Below are 15,850 nucleotides of genomic sequence, written 5' to 3' on the forward strand. Positions count from 1 at the left end.
CTTCTTGTCACCACTTTAATTAACGCTTTGCCCGGAACGGCCCTCACAGCCATTGTGTGAATTACCACACCGTCGCCGGGCACCCCGGATTTTCCCCTAAGGAAACCAGAATGCCGCGCCCCATCAATGAGCCGCGGCATCCATAAACTGAAAATCGCTGATCAGCGCCTGCATATCGAATACCAGCCAGCGATCCTGCTGCAATACAAACTGGCCGTTCACCATCGGCGCAAAGGGCTCCGACAGATCGCCGGGCGCCCCCTTGGCATACTCGAGCACCAGATGCTGCATGCCGTGTAGCTCATCGACGATCAATCCGGCGTAAGTCTTGTCACGCTCCACCACCAGGACCCGGCGGCGCTGGCGCGGACCATTGAGATGACCGCCAAAGAAAGCGGCCAGATCGAACAACGGCAGCAGGCGACCACGCACGTTGGCCACACCGCGAACCCAGGGCTGAACGCCCGGAATGAACGTGTGCTGAGGCACCTCAAGCAATTCCACCACATCGTCCATTGACGCGACGAAGCGGTGCCCCAACAGGGAGAAACCGACACCGGTCCAGTAGGGTTTTACTTCCTGGCGGCCGGGCAAGCCGGCGGCCTGCGCCTTGGCGCGTCTGGCGATATCAACCAGTGCGAGATAGGGAGTCTGTGACGGCACTCGTCTGCAGTTGGCCGTTAGGCCAACACCTCCTCAATGGTACCCAGCAACTTGCTCTCGTCCACCGGCTTGGTCAGGTAGGCACGAGCACCCTGGCGCATACCCCAGACACGGTCGGTATCCTGGTCCTTGGTAGTGACCATGATGATCGGAATGCCGGCGGTGTTGCCATCCTTACTCAGCTGCCTGGTGGCCTGAAAACCATTGAGACCCGGCATCACGATATCCATAAGGATCACGTCCGGGCGCTGCTCGCGCGCCACATCGACGCCACTTTCACCGTTGGTGGCGGCGATCACGGCGTGGCCGTTCTTTTCCAGAATCGTGGTCAGCTTGTGCGTTTCCGTTGGAGAGTCGTCGACGATTAATACTCTTGCCATTTGTCCCCCGCGACATTTTCTCGTCCGTTACAGCAGCGGGTATTACCCGCGCCGCGCTGGTTTGTTGTATTTATTAGCAGGCGGCATTCCAGACATGCGCCCACCTCACTTCTCAGCAGATTAACCGCTCCCACCGCACCCGTCAGGCAGCGGAAGGGGGCCCCGCCAATTCATCGCTGCACCCCACTCAAGGAGTGGTCGCGCACTTCCGGCTTGCGGGCGATTCCGACAAAGTCAAGATTCGCCCCGCCCCAGCTCAGGCCGCGTGATGCGGCTTGGCATGCGCAGAAATTGCGCCAAGCAGCTCGCTTTTGCTGAACGGCTTGGTTAAATATTGATCGCAGCCGACGACACGCCCTTTGGCCTTGTCAAACAGGCCGTCCTTGCTCGACAGCATCACCACCGGCGTCGAACGGAATTCGCTGTTGTTCTTGATCAGCGCGCAGGTCTGGTAACCATCCAAGCGCGGCATCATGATATCGACAAAAATAATATCCGGACGGGAGTCGGCAATTTTCGCCAGCGCATCGAATCCGTCGGTCGCGGTGACAACCGTGCAACCTGCCTTTTGCAGCAGAGTCTCGGCGGTGCGACGAATGGTCTTGCTGTCGTCGATCACCATCACCGTCAGGCTTTCCCAGTTAAGCTCCATAGTGATATTGAATCCCCTGAATTACTTATTTTCGGGCACACCTGAAAATGCTGTCATAAGTGCCCTTTGTTCAACCACTTGCAGGGTCTGGACGCCTCGGTTGGCCAAGGTCGCACATAGGGACGAACTTTTATCACAGAACCCTTCGCGAATCTACCGAAGCCAGCGGACTTGCGGCACCATCGTACATTTTATCGCCAGACTGTCATGCGACTCGCACCTATAACGGTTAAACAGTTGCACCGATGGCAGGCTGCTCTTACCTTATCCAGCCGTCGGACCTGCAACCGTTTCGGCAAGTCACTGCACGCCTGGCAGTCGCAGCGCATGTTCGAGAATTTCCAACCAGCACGGATACCGGTATGAGTTACTCCCTCGGCGTGGTGATGGATCCCATCGCCAATATTCATTTCAAGAAAGACACCACACTGGCGATGTTACAGGCCGCGCAGCGCAGCGGTTTTGAACTGTTCTATTTCGAGCAGGGCGACCTGTTCCTGGATTGCGGACGCGCCATGGGACGCGGTCGCCCGTTGCAGGTGTTCGACGACCCGGAGCACTGGTTTGAAGTTGGGCAAAGCGCCGAACTGGCCCTGGGCGGCCTCGACGCCATTCTTATGCGGGTAGACCCACCTTTCGACAATGAGTATGTCTACTCGACTTATATTCTGGAGGCGGCGGAGCGCGAGGGCGCCCTGGTTGTGAACAAACCGCAGGCGCTGCGCGACTGCAACGAAAAGATTTTTGCCACCAGTTTTCCACAGTGCTGTCCGCCTCTGATTGTCAGCCGCGACATGCACAAGCTGCGTGAATTTCACCACCAACACCGCGACGTCATTTTCAAACCGCTTGACGGCATGGGCGGCACAGGCGTTTTCCATTGCAAACCGGACGGGGCCAATCTGGGCGCAATCCTGGAAATGCTCACCGAGCACGGGCGCAAACAGATCATGGGCCAGCGCTATATTCCGGAAATCAAGAACGGCGACAAGCGCATCCTGGTTGTGGACGGCGAAGCAGTTCCCTATTGCCTCGCGCGCATCCCCGAGGCCGGTGAAACCCGCGGCAACCTGGCCGCCGGTGGCCGCGGCGAGGCGCGTCCGCTGACCGACCGCGACCGCTGGATTGTCGAGCAGGTGGCACCGACCTTGAAGGAAAAGGGGCTGCTTTTTGTCGGCCTGGACGTCATCGGCGAATATTTGACCGAAATCAACGTCACCAGCCCCACCTGTGTGCGCGAGATCGACGCCGCATTCGGCACGGATATCGCCGGCCAGCTGATGAGCGCCATCACAGACCGGCTGGCACAAAAAGGGTAAACTGGGTGGCCGTTGTCAGCGAGCGGGCTGAGCGGAACAAGAGCAGTAGCCACAAATAAAGAACAATGAATTCCACCGCCAACACCACGCAACTTCAGGCCGCCCAGCAAGACCGCCTTGTGTTTGCCCTGTTCCTCGCCTGCGCTTTCCATGCGCTGGTAATCTTCGGCGTCGCCTTTGCCGCCCCCGAGGGCCGGCAGGCACCGCCGACACTGGAGGTAACACTGGCGCAACACCACACCGCCGAGGCGCCCGAAGATGCCGACTACCTGGCCCAGCACAATCAGCAGGCCAGCGGCACCGCCGACACCCCCAAAGAGCTGTCCAGCAATCGCCGCGCCGAATTTGCCGATACCGCAATCCGCGATGTGAACCCACTGCCACAACAACAGACTGCGCGGCCAGCGGAGCAGCGGCGCCAACTGGTAACGACGATTGGCGAAAGCCCCCAGCAGGCCCCGGAGCTGCCGGCCGAGGATAAACCGTCGGAGGAAAAGCGTGGCGACGCCCCCAACGATCTGCCGCTGACCAACCCCGAGATCGCCAGCCTGCAGGCGCGCCTGGACAAGATTCGCCAGACCATTGCCCAGCGCCCGCGCGTGCGGCGACTGACCTCTGTCGCGACCAAGGCCTCCGTCGATGCCGCCTACCTGCACGACTGGCGCCAGAAAGTCGAGGCTGTGGGGAATGACAACTTTCCCGAAGAGGCCCTGCAGCAGCAGATCACCGGCAGCCTGCGCATGATGGTACGACTGCTGCCAACTGGGGCAGTTGAAGACGTGGTGATACTGGAATCCTCCGGTGAGCCCATTCTGGACGACGCAGCACAGCAGATAATTCGCCTGGCCGCACCCTTCGCCCCCTTCCCCACGGAAATCCGCAAGGAGGCCGATCGCCTCGAGATCATCCGCACCTGGCACTTCGAGATGACCGGTTTTTCCACTGCGGCCGGCGGCACGCCCAGGCGCGGCTAAACTTTCCATTCTGCGCCCGCAATCCAATGACTTTGATCCTATGCACAACAGCAACATTGATAGCGACCTGACTCACGGCAGCCTGCGCGGCCAGTTTCTCCTGGCCATGCCGGGCATGCAGGATTCGCGCTTCAAGCAGACCATCGCTTTTATGGTCGAGCACACCGGTGAAGGTGCCATGGGAATCGTTATCAACACCCCGAGCAAGGTGCACTGGAAGGAAGTGTTCGCCCAGCTGTCGCTGAACGACGCCAGCCTGCGCGGCGACGAAACGGTGCTGCTGGGCGGCCCCATGTCCCCCGAGCAGGGCTTCGTCCTGCACGGTGCCGGCATGAAGTTTGATTCAACGATAGAGGTCAGTGACGACATCAGCCTCACCGCCTCGAAAGATATCCTCGAGTCCCTGGCCGCCGGCCGCGGCCCGGATGACGTGCTGCTGGCGCTCGGCTACGCCGGCTGGGGACCGGGGCAATTGGAAGAGGAGCTGGTGGATAACGCCTGGCTGACCCTGCCGGCGGAGCCTGAAATCCTGTTCGCCACACCCTGGCAAAAGCGCTGGCACACGGCCGCGGCGCGCCACGGAATCGATCTGGCCGGTATCGGCTCCCAGTCCGGCCACGCCTGAAGTCGCCATGGACAAGCCCATCACCGCCCTCGCCTTCGATTTCGGCACTCGCTCGATAGGCCTGGCATTCGGCCAGAGCCTGACCGGTAGTGCGCGGGAACTGCCGCCGCTGCCGGCCCGAGACGGCAAACCGGACTGGGACCAGGTGCAACGACTGGTGGACGAGTGGCGACCACACTACCTGCTGGTAGGCCTGCCGCTAAACATGGACGGCAGCGAAAGTGAGTTTGGCGCCCGTGCACGCAAATTCGGCCAGCGCTTGCACGGTCGCACCGGATTGCCGGTGGAATATGTGGACGAGCGCCTCAGTACGCGCGCCGCCAAGGAGGAGGCCTTCGAGCGCGGCCACAAGGGCAACTACGCCCGCGACCCGGTCGACTCCATCGCGGCGCGTATCATTCTCGAAGACTGGCTGCGCTCGCGCTAGCGGACTGCGACAGTCACGAGCCCCCCTCTCTGTTAGAATGGCCCACCCATTTCCCAACCGATCTAGCTGTATGCCCATTTCACGCATCCGCATCGCCACCCGCGAGAGCGCCCTGGCCCTCTGGCAGGCCAATTACGTCAAGGACCGCCTGCAGCGGGAGCACCCACAACTGCAGATCGAACTGCTGCCGCTCACGAGCCGCGGCGACCAGCTGCTCAATATTCCGCTGGCCAAGGTCGGCGGCAAGGGCCTGTTCGTGAAGGAACTGGAAGTGGCCATGCTCGAGGAGCGAGCGGATATCGCCGTGCACTCGATGAAGGACGTGCCTATGGAGTTTCCGGACGGCCTGCACCTGTCGGTGATCTGCGAACGGGAAGACCCGCGCGACGCCTTTGTCAGCAATCACTACGCTACGCTCGACGAATTACCGCAGGGCGCCGTGGTCGGCACCTCCAGCCTGCGCCGCCAGTGCCAGATCCTCGCGCGCCGGCCGGACCTGCAAGTGAAATTCCTGCGCGGCAACGTCAACACGCGCCTGGCCAAGCTGGACGCGGGCGAATTCGACGCCATCATCCTGGCCTCCGCCGGGCTGCTGCGACTGGAGATGCGCGAGCGCATCCGCGATTTTCTGGCCCCGGAAATTCTGCTGCCCGCCGGAGGCCAGGGTGCCGTCGGTATCGAATGCCGCCGCGACACCGAACTGGAAGCCCTGCTGCAGCCGCTGCACTGCGCCGACACCGCCGCGCGGCTGACGGCAGAGCGCGCGCTGGTCAAACGCCTCAATGGCGGCTGCCAGGTGCCCATCGGCTGTTACGCCGAATTGAATGAAGGCCAGCTTTGGCTGCGCGGGCTGGTGGGCAGCCCCGACGGCCAGACAATGGTGCAGGCGGAAAGCCGCGGTGCGGCGGCCGATGGCGAGGCACTGGGCACGGCCCTGGCCGAGGAGCTGCTGTCCGCCGGCGCCGACAAGATTCTCGCCGCGATCTGAATCCGGGATTCCCATGGAAAGCACCTTGCACGGCAAGCGCATCCTGGTCACCAGGCCGGCACACCAGTGTCGGATCTGGTGCCAGCTATTGCAGGCGACGGGTGCCGACGTGGATATTGTCCCGATGCTGGCCATAGTGCCGGTCGAAAACGGCCCGCAGCTGCAGGCAATCAAAAAGCAGATCCTCGATTTTGATCAGGTCGAACACGCCATTTTCGTGTCGCAGAACGCGGTGCGCATCGGCCTTGACTGGCTGGAGAACTACTGGCCGCAGCTGCCACAGGGACCACGCTACTACGCCATCGGCGCCGCCACCGCGCGCGCGCTCCGCGAGCGCGGCGTCGATTGTGCCAGCGACGGCGACAGCATGGACTCGGAAGCCCTGCTGGCACTGCCATTGCTGCAGCAGGTGGCCGACCAGCGCATCCTGATTTTCCGCGGCAGCGGCGGGCGCACATTGATTGGGGAAACCCTGCGCCAAAGAGGCGGGCGCGTCGACTACTGCGAGCTCTATCACCGCAGCCTGCCCGCCAACGCGGCCGGCGATCTGGCGGCCTACACCGCACAACCAGACGCGATTACCGTGCACAGCGGTGAGACACTCGCCAACCTGGCCCAATGTATCCGCGCGAGCAAGCAAGACAAGCTGTTCGATGTGCCGACGGTCTGCCCCAGTCAGCGTGTCGCCGACCAGGCCCAGGCGCTCGGTTTCAGCCACTGTCACGCTGCGCGCAACGCCGGAGACACGGCGATGCTGGAAGCACTGCAGACCGCCCTGAACTGAGCTGGGCAAACACTTTATTCGCCCGGCAAGAGCAAAAAATTTTAAAAGGGCGCCATACGTCGTATAAAGCGTGCCGTCTCTCGCTATAATTTGACGACAAATTCTACCCCTTGCGCCGCCAAACCATGACTGACGATAAATCCAAAGACGCCGCGAAATCCCCTGCACCAGCCAAGGTCACCGACAAAGCGGAACCCAAGAGCAATTTCGCCAAAGCCGCGCAGGGCAAGTCCCCAACGGACAAGGACGCGGAAAAAAGCGCGCAACCGGCAAAGGGTGGCAAGGGCTGGCTGTGGCTGCTGCTGGTTGCCGCAGTGCTGGGCGGCCTCGGTAGCTGGGGCTGGTTTAACTGGCCGCAGCTGCAAGGCAAGCTGGATACGTTTACCGGCCGGCATGCGGCGAAGGAGCAGCCGGCGCCGACAGGTGGCGAACAGGCACCGGAAACGGTGGTGGTGGAAGTCGCACCCGAGCCACCGGAAACCGCGCCGCAACCCGCGCTGCCCGATTCCGAATCATCTACGACGGTCGCCACACTGCAACAGGCCAACCAGACCCTGCGCAATCAGGTACAGCAACTGGGACAGGCCGTTGCGCAGCTGCAGCAACAGCTGGCCACGCTGCAGCGCAATGTTACTGCCCAGGGCAGCCGCCTGAGTGCACTCGGCAATGTCAGCCGCGAAGACTGGCAACTGGCAGAGGCCGATTACCTGCTGCGCCTTGCCAACCAGCGCCTGATGCTGGAAAGCGACAGCCGCGCGGCCCTCGGGCTGCTGGAACAGGTCGACACCATCCTGCGCCAGGTGGATATGCCAGACCTCTACGGCGTGCGTCAGCAACTGGCGCGCGATATCACCGCACTGAAACTGGTGGAAAATATTGATCGCGAGGGCCTCTACCTGCGCCTCGGCGCACTGGAAGAGCAGTTGATCCGGGTCAGTATCCAGCCGCAGTTTGACCTGGCAACGCTCGAACCCGCCGACACGCAAACGGAAACGGCGGCTGCTGACGAACCGGCGTGGCAGCGCAGCTGGCACAACTTCACGCGCTTTCTGGGCGAATCGGTGCGCATCCGCGACGGCGATATCGATCCGGTGCTGCTGTCACCGCAGAGCGAAGCGCGCTTCCGTCAGAACCTGCGCCTGAATATGGAACAGGCGCAACTGGCTGTTTTGCGCGGCGATAGCACCGTCTACAAGGACGCTCTGAATAACGCGCGGCAACTACTGCTGGATTACGGCATTGCCAGTCACCAGCGCGACGTGTTGCTGCGGGAACTGGAGGCACTGAGCAAGGAGCCCATCAAGGTGGATCTGCCGAGCTTGGCGGCGTCGCAGAGTGCGCTACACGACTATATCGAGCAGTTACATAAAACCTCCGGACCGGGCGTCGATGCGCCGGGAGGCGACAGCCAGTGAAACGCTTTCTGTTTGCGGCGCTCGCACTGCTGTTATTCGGCGCCTTCCTGGTCGAGGCGATACGCAGCTATCCCGGGTACATCATGGTGATGATCGGCGGTGACGTCGACAAACGTATCGAACTGAACCTGTGGGTGGCGGTTATCGCACTGGTACTGGCCGTGCTCGCGCTGTTTTTCGCGGTGTACCTGCTGCGGAGTTTTCTGCGCGGCATCGGCGGCAGTGTCAGCCGTATCCGTTTTGGCCGTCAGCGGGTCGCGCGTCGACGTCTGACCAACGGGCTGGTGGAGTTTATGGAGGGCAACTGGGCCCGCGCACGCCGCCAGCTGCTGAAAAGCGCCCCGCGCTCCGAAGCGCCGCTAATCAATTACCTGGCCGCCGCCCGCAGTGCCTTCGAACTCGGCTACCGCGACGAGGCCAATGAGCTCCTCGCCAAGGCGGAAGCCTGCGGCGACGACACCCGGCTCGCCGTCGCGCTCAGCCAGGCGCGCATGCAGTTGCTGGACAAGCACTACGAGCAGTGTATCGCCAGCCTCGAGCGCGCCAAGCAGGTGGAGCCCAAACACCCGGCGCTACTGCAGCTGCTGAAGCAGGCCTACTATCGCCTGGGCGACTGGAACGGTCTGCGCGAGCTGCTGCCGGAGCTGGAGAAGCACGCCAATATGCGTGAGGAGGAGCTACAGCAGCTGGAACTCGAGGTGTACCAGCACCAGCTGGTGGATGCCACCAATCGCCGCGACAAAGAAAAACTGCGCGAGAGCTGGCAAGGGCTCAGCGGCCGCTGGCAACGCAATATGGAACTGCGCAGCCTCTACGCACAGCAACTGCACCGGATCGGCGATGACGTCGAGGCGGAAAAGCACCTGCGCTGGCTGCTCAATCGCGAGTGGCGCGCCGACGTGGGCAGACTGTATGGCTGCCTCACCGGTGCCGATGCCGTAACCCAGCTGACCGTCGCGGAGGGCTGGCTGAAGGAATACGGCGAAAATGCCGACCTCCTGACCTGCCTCGGTCGCCTGTGCATGCGCAACGAACTCTGGGGCAAGGCGCGGCAGTATTTCGAAAAGAGCCTGCTGTTGCGATCGGACCCGGCCACCTCTGCCGAGCTGGCGCGCCTGCTCTATGCGCTGGGGGAAACCGAGGAGGCGGCGAAGCTCTACAAGGAAGGCCTGATTCAGGCAGTGGCCGATTTGCCACAATTGCCGATGCCAGGACATGAGGCGCCACTGCTTGGCGCCGGTGCCTGATACCCGGCAGCGCGCCCGTGCAATGACGCGGCTTTCCGGAGGAGGTCGCGTCGATAACAGGCGAATCTGCCGTAACGCGCCGCCACGATTCGGCAGCGCGTCCCACACAACATGAAACACCATCCAAATCCGCCGACTCAACACACAACCGAGGTAACCATGCACCCAATGCTCCGGGTACTCTCGCTTTTCACGCTGCTTGTAACGCTCTCCAGCTCGACAAGTGCCGATACCGCGGTCAAACCACTGGATGCAAAATTAAGTAACTACGCCTATCCATATCCGGTGGAAGAACTTCCACTGCAGCTGCAACAGCAGCGCCTCACCCTGGCTTATATGGATATACCGGCGAGTAAGGACGTTACCCCGCGCGGGGCGGTACTGCTGCTGCACGGCAAAAATTTCTCCGGCGCCTACTGGCGCGACACCATCGCCGCGCTGACCGAACTGGGCTACCGCGTAATAGCGCCAGACCAGATCGGCTTCGGCAAATCGAGCAAGCCGCTGCGGTTTCAGTACAGTCTGCACGCGATGGCCGACCACACCCATACACTGTTGAACAAACTCGGCATCGACAAGGTGGCGGTGGTTGGCCATTCAATGGGGGGCATGCTCGCTACGCGCTACGCACTGATGTACCCACAGCAAGTAGAAAAGTTGGTACTGGTCAATCCGATCGGACTGGAGGACTGGAAACGCCACGTGCCCTATCAGCCACTGGAAAAGGCTATTGCCAACGAGTACTCGCAGACACCGGACAAGATCAAGCGCTATATGACCAATGCTTATTTCGACGGCCAATGGCAGGAAAACTACGACTCGCTGCTGGATATCCAGGCCGGCTGGACCCTGGGCCCAAACGCGCGCCGCATGGCGGTCATCGACGCGCTGACCGCCGACATGATTTTTACCCAGCCGGTGCTCTATGAATTTCCGGATTTGCAGGTACCGACCCTGCTGATCATCGGCACCCGCGACCGCACTGCCATCGGCCGCGACCGCGCACCGGACGCGATCAGAGAAACGCTCGGCCGCTATGATCAGCTGGGCCGGCAGACTGCCAAAGTCATTCCGAAGGCAAAGCTGGTGGAACTAAATGACGTAGGCCACGTACCGCAGTTCGAAGCATTCGATCTGTATATAGCCCCGTTGAGCAAATTTTTGCAGAACTAGTGGTTCAAGCGGTAATTTCGGCAACTAAAGCTCACAGCCACAGGCTCCAGGGCAAGGCGAAAAAGCGCAGGACTAGCAGGGCTAATTCAAGCTTTTTCAACGCAGCACTGGGGCGTGTGGCGAAGAGATCGGTTACGGAATTTACCGCTTGGACCACTGGCCCCACGCTGGGCGCCCTGAAAAATGAGCGCCCGCAACCTCAAGCCGCTAAGCCCACAGGCGAATACCAATCACCCCGTGGCCGAGCAGATAAAGCCCTACCAGCAAGTTCAGCGCGATCAGCAGCGTCGAGTGATATTTCACCAGGCGGTTCATCGCGCTGTTTCGATAGCGATACCAAACCCACAGGCTCCACAACGCCAACACAAAAAACATCAGCGTGCCGAGAAATACCATCAGCGAGGCCGCACTGATTCGTCCCGCCATGGCATACGGAATCAGGCCACCGGCTGCCAGCTTCGCGCCAAACACCGCCACCAGCAGCGCAATCACCGTCAGCAATGGCCAAACGCGCAGCCCCACCCCCGATCTCCGCTCGATCCTGCCGAGGAAATAGCGCGGCAGCCAGACCAGCATAAACAGCAGCGCCAGTACCGCACTAATCACCCACAACAGGGCAACGAACAGCAAACCATAGGCGCTGAGCGCGCTGGTACGCTTCAAGGTTTGCGGGCCGTAGTGCAGAACTTCCCCGTCGAGCGGGTCGTCGACCTGTACCAACGCCACCTGCCCGGTGGTGTTCTGCTTGAATGTCTCGCCATCACCGGCCAGCAGCTGACGCGGCGGCGCGCCGACTAACGGCCGGATTGTCGCGCGCTGGCCGCTGATATTCAGTTGCCAAGGTATCAGGTCGGTCATGAAGGTCGCCGCCTGTCGCACCGGACTGGCAACGCGGTAATAACCGCTGAGGGAATGATCGCCGCTGCTGAACGCGCGCTCGGACTCTACTTTCGGCGGCTCCATATCCCGGGTGACGTAATCGGCGATCAGCCGATGAATTTCTGTTACCGCCGGGCCGTTGCCGTTGGCCATGACCACGTGAGCCGTACCGAGTTCGGGCTGGTAGACAAGTATGGCGCTGGCGCCGGGCAGGCTGCCCTCGTGGCCGTGGAACACGACCCCATTGTGGTGAAACACGTTGTTGCCAAGCCCCCAGGAGAGCTGCAGTCCCGCCTGCGCGGCCAGTGTCTGCAGAGGCCGCTCGGTCTCGGCGACGGCATGGGCGGACAGAACACGATCGCCGGCGAACACGCCGCGCTGCAGCAGCAACTTCGCCAGTTTGGCCATATCCCGCAGGCTGCTGTGCAGTCCACCGGCAGCGCGGTTATTCAGGTGCCAGTAGGGCAGCGGTTGCGTGCCGCGATACAGGGTCACCGCACGGCTGCGGTAGTCATCGGAGTAGAAATAGCCACTGTCTTGCATCTGCAGCGGCTCGAGGAAATTCAGCTGTATATAGTCCTCGTACGTCATGCCGGAGATTTTTTCGACGATATAGGCCGCCACCAGCGGCCCGGTATTGTTGTAAGCGGTGCGCGTGCCCGGTGCCCAGCGCGAAACCCGCGAGTGTGGATGCAGTGCCAGCGCTTCGCCAATCGTCACTGGCTTGCCGGCCGGGGCCGCCATTTCGACGAAATGGGGCGCGTCCCAGCCGCTGCTGTGGTTCAGCAGGTGTACCAGGCGCAACGGGTAGGTTTCGGCCCAGGGGTTCTCGAAGGCGACTTCCGGAGCCAGATCGCTCAGTTTGTCGCTCAGCTTGAGCCTGCCCTCCTCCTGCAACTTCATCACGGCCAGGCTGACCAGCAGCTTGGAGATCGAACCTACGCGAAAACGGGTCTCGACGCTGACGGGCTTGTCTTCGGCAATGTCGGCCAAACCACCGGTGTGCTGCCACTCTTCACCATTCGGCAGTATCAGTGTCACGGCGACACCGGGCACACCCATCACAGCGCGCACCTCGTCGATGGCTTCGCCGAGTTGCTGCAAATTCTCGATTGGCCGCGCGGGCGGGCTTTGTACCGCGTGCGCCGCGGCCCCAGTCAGTAAAAGAAAGCACAATAGCAAACGTATCAGGCGCATCTGTCGATTCTCCCTGTTGTGGTTTAATGGCCAAGGAATATCCCGTCGATCAGATGGCGACAAAGAAAGGTTTATGATCTGTTGTGAACTGCCGCTCCGCGAGCCTGTTCACATCCGGTCACAAGACGCAACAGATTGATTTGAAAGAAAAAAATAGCGACACGAAAAATAGTGCCCGCCGCTACCAGGTAGGCGATTACCTGTTCGACTACCGCAGCGGAACCTTGAGCAGCGGCACCACGACCGCGCGACTCGAGCCCCAGGTCGCGGAATTCCTGCACCTGCTGGTGCGCCTTGCCGGTGAAACGGTCAGCCGGGAGCGCATTGCCCGGGAGATATGGCCCAACCGGATTGTCAGCGACGACGCGCTGCGTGCGATGGTGAAAAAGTTGCGCGACGCCCTCGGTGATAGCGCGCGCGATCCCCGATACATCAAGACACTGCCGCTCAAAGGCTATGAACTGATCGCCCCCACACGGCCGTTGCAACCCACTCGAGATGTCCGCCCGCGTCCGCGCGTATTGGCGGGTGGTGCACTAGCAGTCTTACTGCTCGGCCTAGGAACTTATCTGGCAATCGCCTTACCCGCCAATAACGCAACAAGTGCAAGCATCGAGCAGTTGACCAGCATGCCCGGCTCGGAAGTCAGTCCAGACTACTCCGCAGCCACAAATCGACTGCTGTTTTCTCACCGGGCCAACAAGGATGACTACCTGCAGCTCTATGTAAAGAGCCCCGCCACGCAGCGGGTGCAGCGACTGACTTGGGACCAGGCCAATTATGCCAATGCGCTCTGGTCGCCGGATGGCAGCGAGCTTGTTTACACGCGCAGCACCGAACAAGGCATGCGGCACTACCGCGCCCAATTCAATCCGGAGCAAGGCATACAGAACCCGCAGGCACTACCGGAGGCATCCACACATAACCGGTTTCTGCTTGGCTGGTCGAATGATGGCCACTCTGTTTATCTGAAAGACACTTATCAGCCCGGCCGTCCCCAGGGCATATGGCGGCTCCATTTCGACAACGCTGCCCTCGAACAGATTACCGCCCCGAGTGTGCAGGGGATTGGCGATTATTTCGCACGGGAATCCGCCGATGGCAGCATGCTGGCGCTGCTGCGCAGTGTGGAGGAGGGTAAGCGCGAGCTGCTGATTGTCGACACCGCCACCGGCAGCCTGCTGCACACCCGCGTGTTGCCACAACGGGTGGACCGGCTCACCTGGCATAACGACGGCAGCAGCCTGACCCTGTCCGCGTTCGATGGCGAGCTGCTGCGATACCGTCTTGACGACGACCGGTTTGAGACACTGAATAGCCCGAGCCGCTTTATCAATGATGCTTTCTATCAGTGCGGTGACCACTGCTATTTCATGCGTCGCCACAACGGTAATTTTCTCGACCTGCAGGAAGAGCCGGCCCCGTTTGGCGGCCACTCACTGATGTCCAGTGATCACCTCGACCTGCCCGGGGCAGAGGACTTCCCGCTCTACGGCCCCGGCGGCAATACCCTGTATTTCGTTTCTCGTCGAGATGGCGCCCTGCTCTTACAGCGGCAGAGCAGACAAACGGGCACCGCGACCCTCGCCACGCTACCGGCAGAAGCCCAGGTCAAGGCACTCTCTATTGATGCCGAAGGCAAATATCTCGCCGGCATTATCGACAAGCGGGTTTTTGTGTTTGAGCTCGCCGCAGGCAAGCTGCGTTATCTGACAAGGGATATAGACCTCGCCGGGCCCCCGACGTGGCTACCGGACGAAGCGGCGTTACTCTACGCGAAGAGCGAGCAAGGTCTACCGATCCTGTACCGTCACGATGTTGTGAGCGGACAAAATCGCGCCGTGAACACAGGCTATATGGCTGCGCGGCAGCTGGATGCGCGGCAATTGCTGGCGGTCGATGCCGACCAGTACGTCTGGCTTGTCGAGAATGACGAGGTGAAGAGAAAGATCGCACAACTACCGTCGGCAATCCCGAATCGCTGGCTGGTGAAGGATAACTGGCTCTACTATACCGAGCATGTCGACAACAATGCCTACATACAGCGCATCAATCTGGAAACTGGCGAGGCGAATCGGACTCAACTGGCAAAAAATCGATTCAGGCTGAATTTCGATTTGCACCCGGAATCTGCGCGTATGCTTACGGTCAAGTCACTGCTGGCGGAAAGCGATCTGGTCCGCTTGTCACTGACCGAGTGAAAAACGCTAGACGGCTGCGAACACGCCGGCAAACAGCATCATCGCGGCGATCATTATCAGGCCCTGGAGGAGAGCGATAACAATCGCCTTCAGAAATCCGGTGCCCAGCACCAGCATATAGGCCACCGCGGCCAGCGGGATCGTCAGCAGCACCCCAAGGTTTTCACTGACACCGGGAATCATTCCGCCAACGATTCTCTGCACGATCACCGCCAGCAACAGGGCAAACAGGCAGTGAAAAACGCCCGTGTTTCTCGCCCCCATCATCGCCGCCGCCATCTTCAGCGGCAGCACTAACACAGCAACGATTAAGATAACGAATACAATCAATTCCATTTGGGATTATTCCTATTAGCGTTTTATTCGTCCATGGCAATTAAAACGGATAAAAGCACGCGAGGCCAGCAAAAAGCTGGCGCAGTATATTGTCGAAGTCGAGCAGCTGGCCCCGCATTCACTCATCTATCGAGATGCCACCCGGCAGCCAATGTTGTGATGGAGACTATGTGCGTTTTTCGACGCGCCAAGGTGGATTTTTGCGGCTCTCACCCGCCCAATAGAGTTTGATCTTATTGCCCGATGGGTCGGACAGTACCGCTTCTCTCCACAGGTAACGCTGATCCGCCGGATCCTGATCAAACTCGATGCCGACGGCTTTCAATTCCGCGACCCACCTATCCAGTTCGCGGTATTCGAAGTAAATCACCGCACCATTCCTGAAGTCGCTGTCATTCAAGGCCAGGGAAAAAGTAGCGTCGCCCTCCGGACACTCGAACCTGGCGTAATGAGGCGTATCCACTATCTGAACAAAGCCCAACTTCCTGTAGAAAGCGGCTGCGGCATCCATATCTTTAACCGGAATCGTGACCTGATTTAGATTCACTTCCTTTCCCCAATCTTGGCTATCGCACCCGTTTATTTGAAAA

General features: G+C 60.6%; 16 protein-coding genes. 10 read left to right on the plus strand and 6 right to left on the minus strand.

Features of this window, described 5'->3' with window-relative positions:
• Positions 1-123: 123 nt before the first annotated feature.
• The 3 genes from BUC36_RS13565 to pilG form a co-directional block, all read right to left on the minus strand.
• Positions 124-663, minus strand: coding sequence for a chemotaxis protein CheW (locus BUC36_RS13565; protein ID WP_073276041.1), 540 nt, complete (start codon positions 661-663; stop codon positions 124-126).
• Between the two features lie 17 nt (positions 664-680).
• Complete coding sequence (gene pilH, locus BUC36_RS13570) at positions 681-1,043, minus strand: twitching motility response regulator PilH (protein WP_073276043.1); 363 nt, start codon at positions 1,041-1,043, stop codon at positions 681-683.
• 256 nt (positions 1,044-1,299) lie between these two features.
• A complete protein-coding gene (pilG, locus tag BUC36_RS13575) occupies positions 1,300-1,695 on the minus strand; it encodes a twitching motility response regulator PilG (RefSeq protein ID WP_067084389.1) in 396 nt (131 codons plus the stop codon).
• Positions 1,696-2,057: 362 nt separating this feature from the next.
• On the opposite strand from pilG, the gene gshB reads away from it, so the two are divergent.
• The 9 genes from gshB (at position 2,058) to BUC36_RS13620 (ending at position 10,647) form a co-directional block, all read left to right on the plus strand.
• Positions 2,058-3,014, plus strand: coding sequence for a glutathione synthase (gshB, locus tag BUC36_RS13580; RefSeq protein WP_073276045.1), 957 nt, complete (start codon positions 2,058-2,060; stop codon positions 3,012-3,014).
• Positions 3,015-3,079: 65 nt separating this feature from the next.
• Positions 3,080-3,988, plus strand: coding sequence for an energy transducer TonB (locus tag BUC36_RS13585; protein WP_073276047.1), 909 nt, complete (start codon positions 3,080-3,082; stop codon positions 3,986-3,988).
• 40 nt (positions 3,989-4,028) lie between these two features.
• Positions 4,029-4,613 carry a YqgE/AlgH family protein gene (locus BUC36_RS13590; RefSeq protein ID WP_073276049.1) on the plus strand — a complete coding sequence of 195 codons (585 nt, stop codon included), beginning with the start codon at positions 4,029-4,031 and terminating at the stop codon, positions 4,611-4,613.
• A gap of 7 nt (positions 4,614-4,620) precedes the next feature.
• Entirely contained in the window at positions 4,621-5,040 is a 420-nt protein-coding gene (gene ruvX / locus BUC36_RS13595) for a Holliday junction resolvase RuvX (protein ID WP_073276051.1), read from the plus strand.
• 70 nt (positions 5,041-5,110) lie between these two features.
• Positions 5,111-6,028, plus strand: a complete 918-nt coding sequence (gene hemC, locus BUC36_RS13600; protein ID WP_073276053.1) for a hydroxymethylbilane synthase — start codon at positions 5,111-5,113, stop codon at positions 6,026-6,028.
• 13 nt (positions 6,029-6,041) lie between these two features.
• Positions 6,042-6,812, plus strand: coding sequence for a uroporphyrinogen-III synthase (locus BUC36_RS13605; protein ID WP_073276055.1), 771 nt, complete (start codon positions 6,042-6,044; stop codon positions 6,810-6,812).
• Between the two features lie 125 nt (positions 6,813-6,937).
• Complete coding sequence (locus tag BUC36_RS13610; RefSeq protein WP_073276057.1) at positions 6,938-8,227, plus strand: uroporphyrinogen-III C-methyltransferase; 1,290 nt, start codon at positions 6,938-6,940, stop codon at positions 8,225-8,227.
• Entirely contained in the window at positions 8,224-9,474 is a 1,251-nt protein-coding gene (locus BUC36_RS13615) for a heme biosynthesis HemY N-terminal domain-containing protein (RefSeq protein ID WP_073276059.1), read from the plus strand. The genes BUC36_RS13610 and BUC36_RS13615 overlap by 4 nt, the downstream gene beginning before the upstream one ends.
• A gap of 159 nt (positions 9,475-9,633) precedes the next feature.
• Positions 9,634-10,647 (plus strand): alpha/beta fold hydrolase, encoded by a 1,014-nt coding sequence (locus BUC36_RS13620; protein WP_200797276.1) that lies wholly within the window; start codon positions 9,634-9,636, stop codon positions 10,645-10,647.
• Between the two features lie 207 nt (positions 10,648-10,854).
• Here the strand turns inward: BUC36_RS13620 and BUC36_RS13625 are convergent, their stop codons facing one another.
• Positions 10,855-12,723, minus strand: coding sequence for a serine hydrolase domain-containing protein (locus BUC36_RS13625; protein WP_073276063.1), 1,869 nt, complete (start codon positions 12,721-12,723; stop codon positions 10,855-10,857).
• 140 nt (positions 12,724-12,863) lie between these two features.
• Between BUC36_RS13625 and BUC36_RS13630 the strand changes: the two genes are divergently transcribed.
• Entirely contained in the window at positions 12,864-14,924 is a 2,061-nt protein-coding gene (locus tag BUC36_RS13630) for a winged helix-turn-helix domain-containing protein (RefSeq protein ID WP_159436023.1), read from the plus strand.
• A gap of 6 nt (positions 14,925-14,930) precedes the next feature.
• On the opposite strand, the gene BUC36_RS13635 is transcribed toward BUC36_RS13630, so the two are convergent.
• Positions 14,931-15,260 (minus strand): hypothetical protein, encoded by a 330-nt coding sequence (locus tag BUC36_RS13635; RefSeq protein ID WP_073276067.1) that lies wholly within the window; start codon positions 15,258-15,260, stop codon positions 14,931-14,933.
• A 166-nt stretch (positions 15,261-15,426) separates the two neighbouring features.
• On the minus strand, positions 15,427-15,807 hold the full coding sequence (locus tag BUC36_RS13640; RefSeq protein WP_073276069.1) for a VOC family protein: 381 nt from the start codon (positions 15,805-15,807) through the stop codon (positions 15,427-15,429).
• Positions 15,808-15,850: the final 43 nt, after the last annotated feature.

This window comes from Microbulbifer donghaiensis, from assembly GCF_900129095.1.
GTDB lineage: Bacteria > Pseudomonadota > Gammaproteobacteria > Pseudomonadales > Cellvibrionaceae > Microbulbifer > Microbulbifer donghaiensis.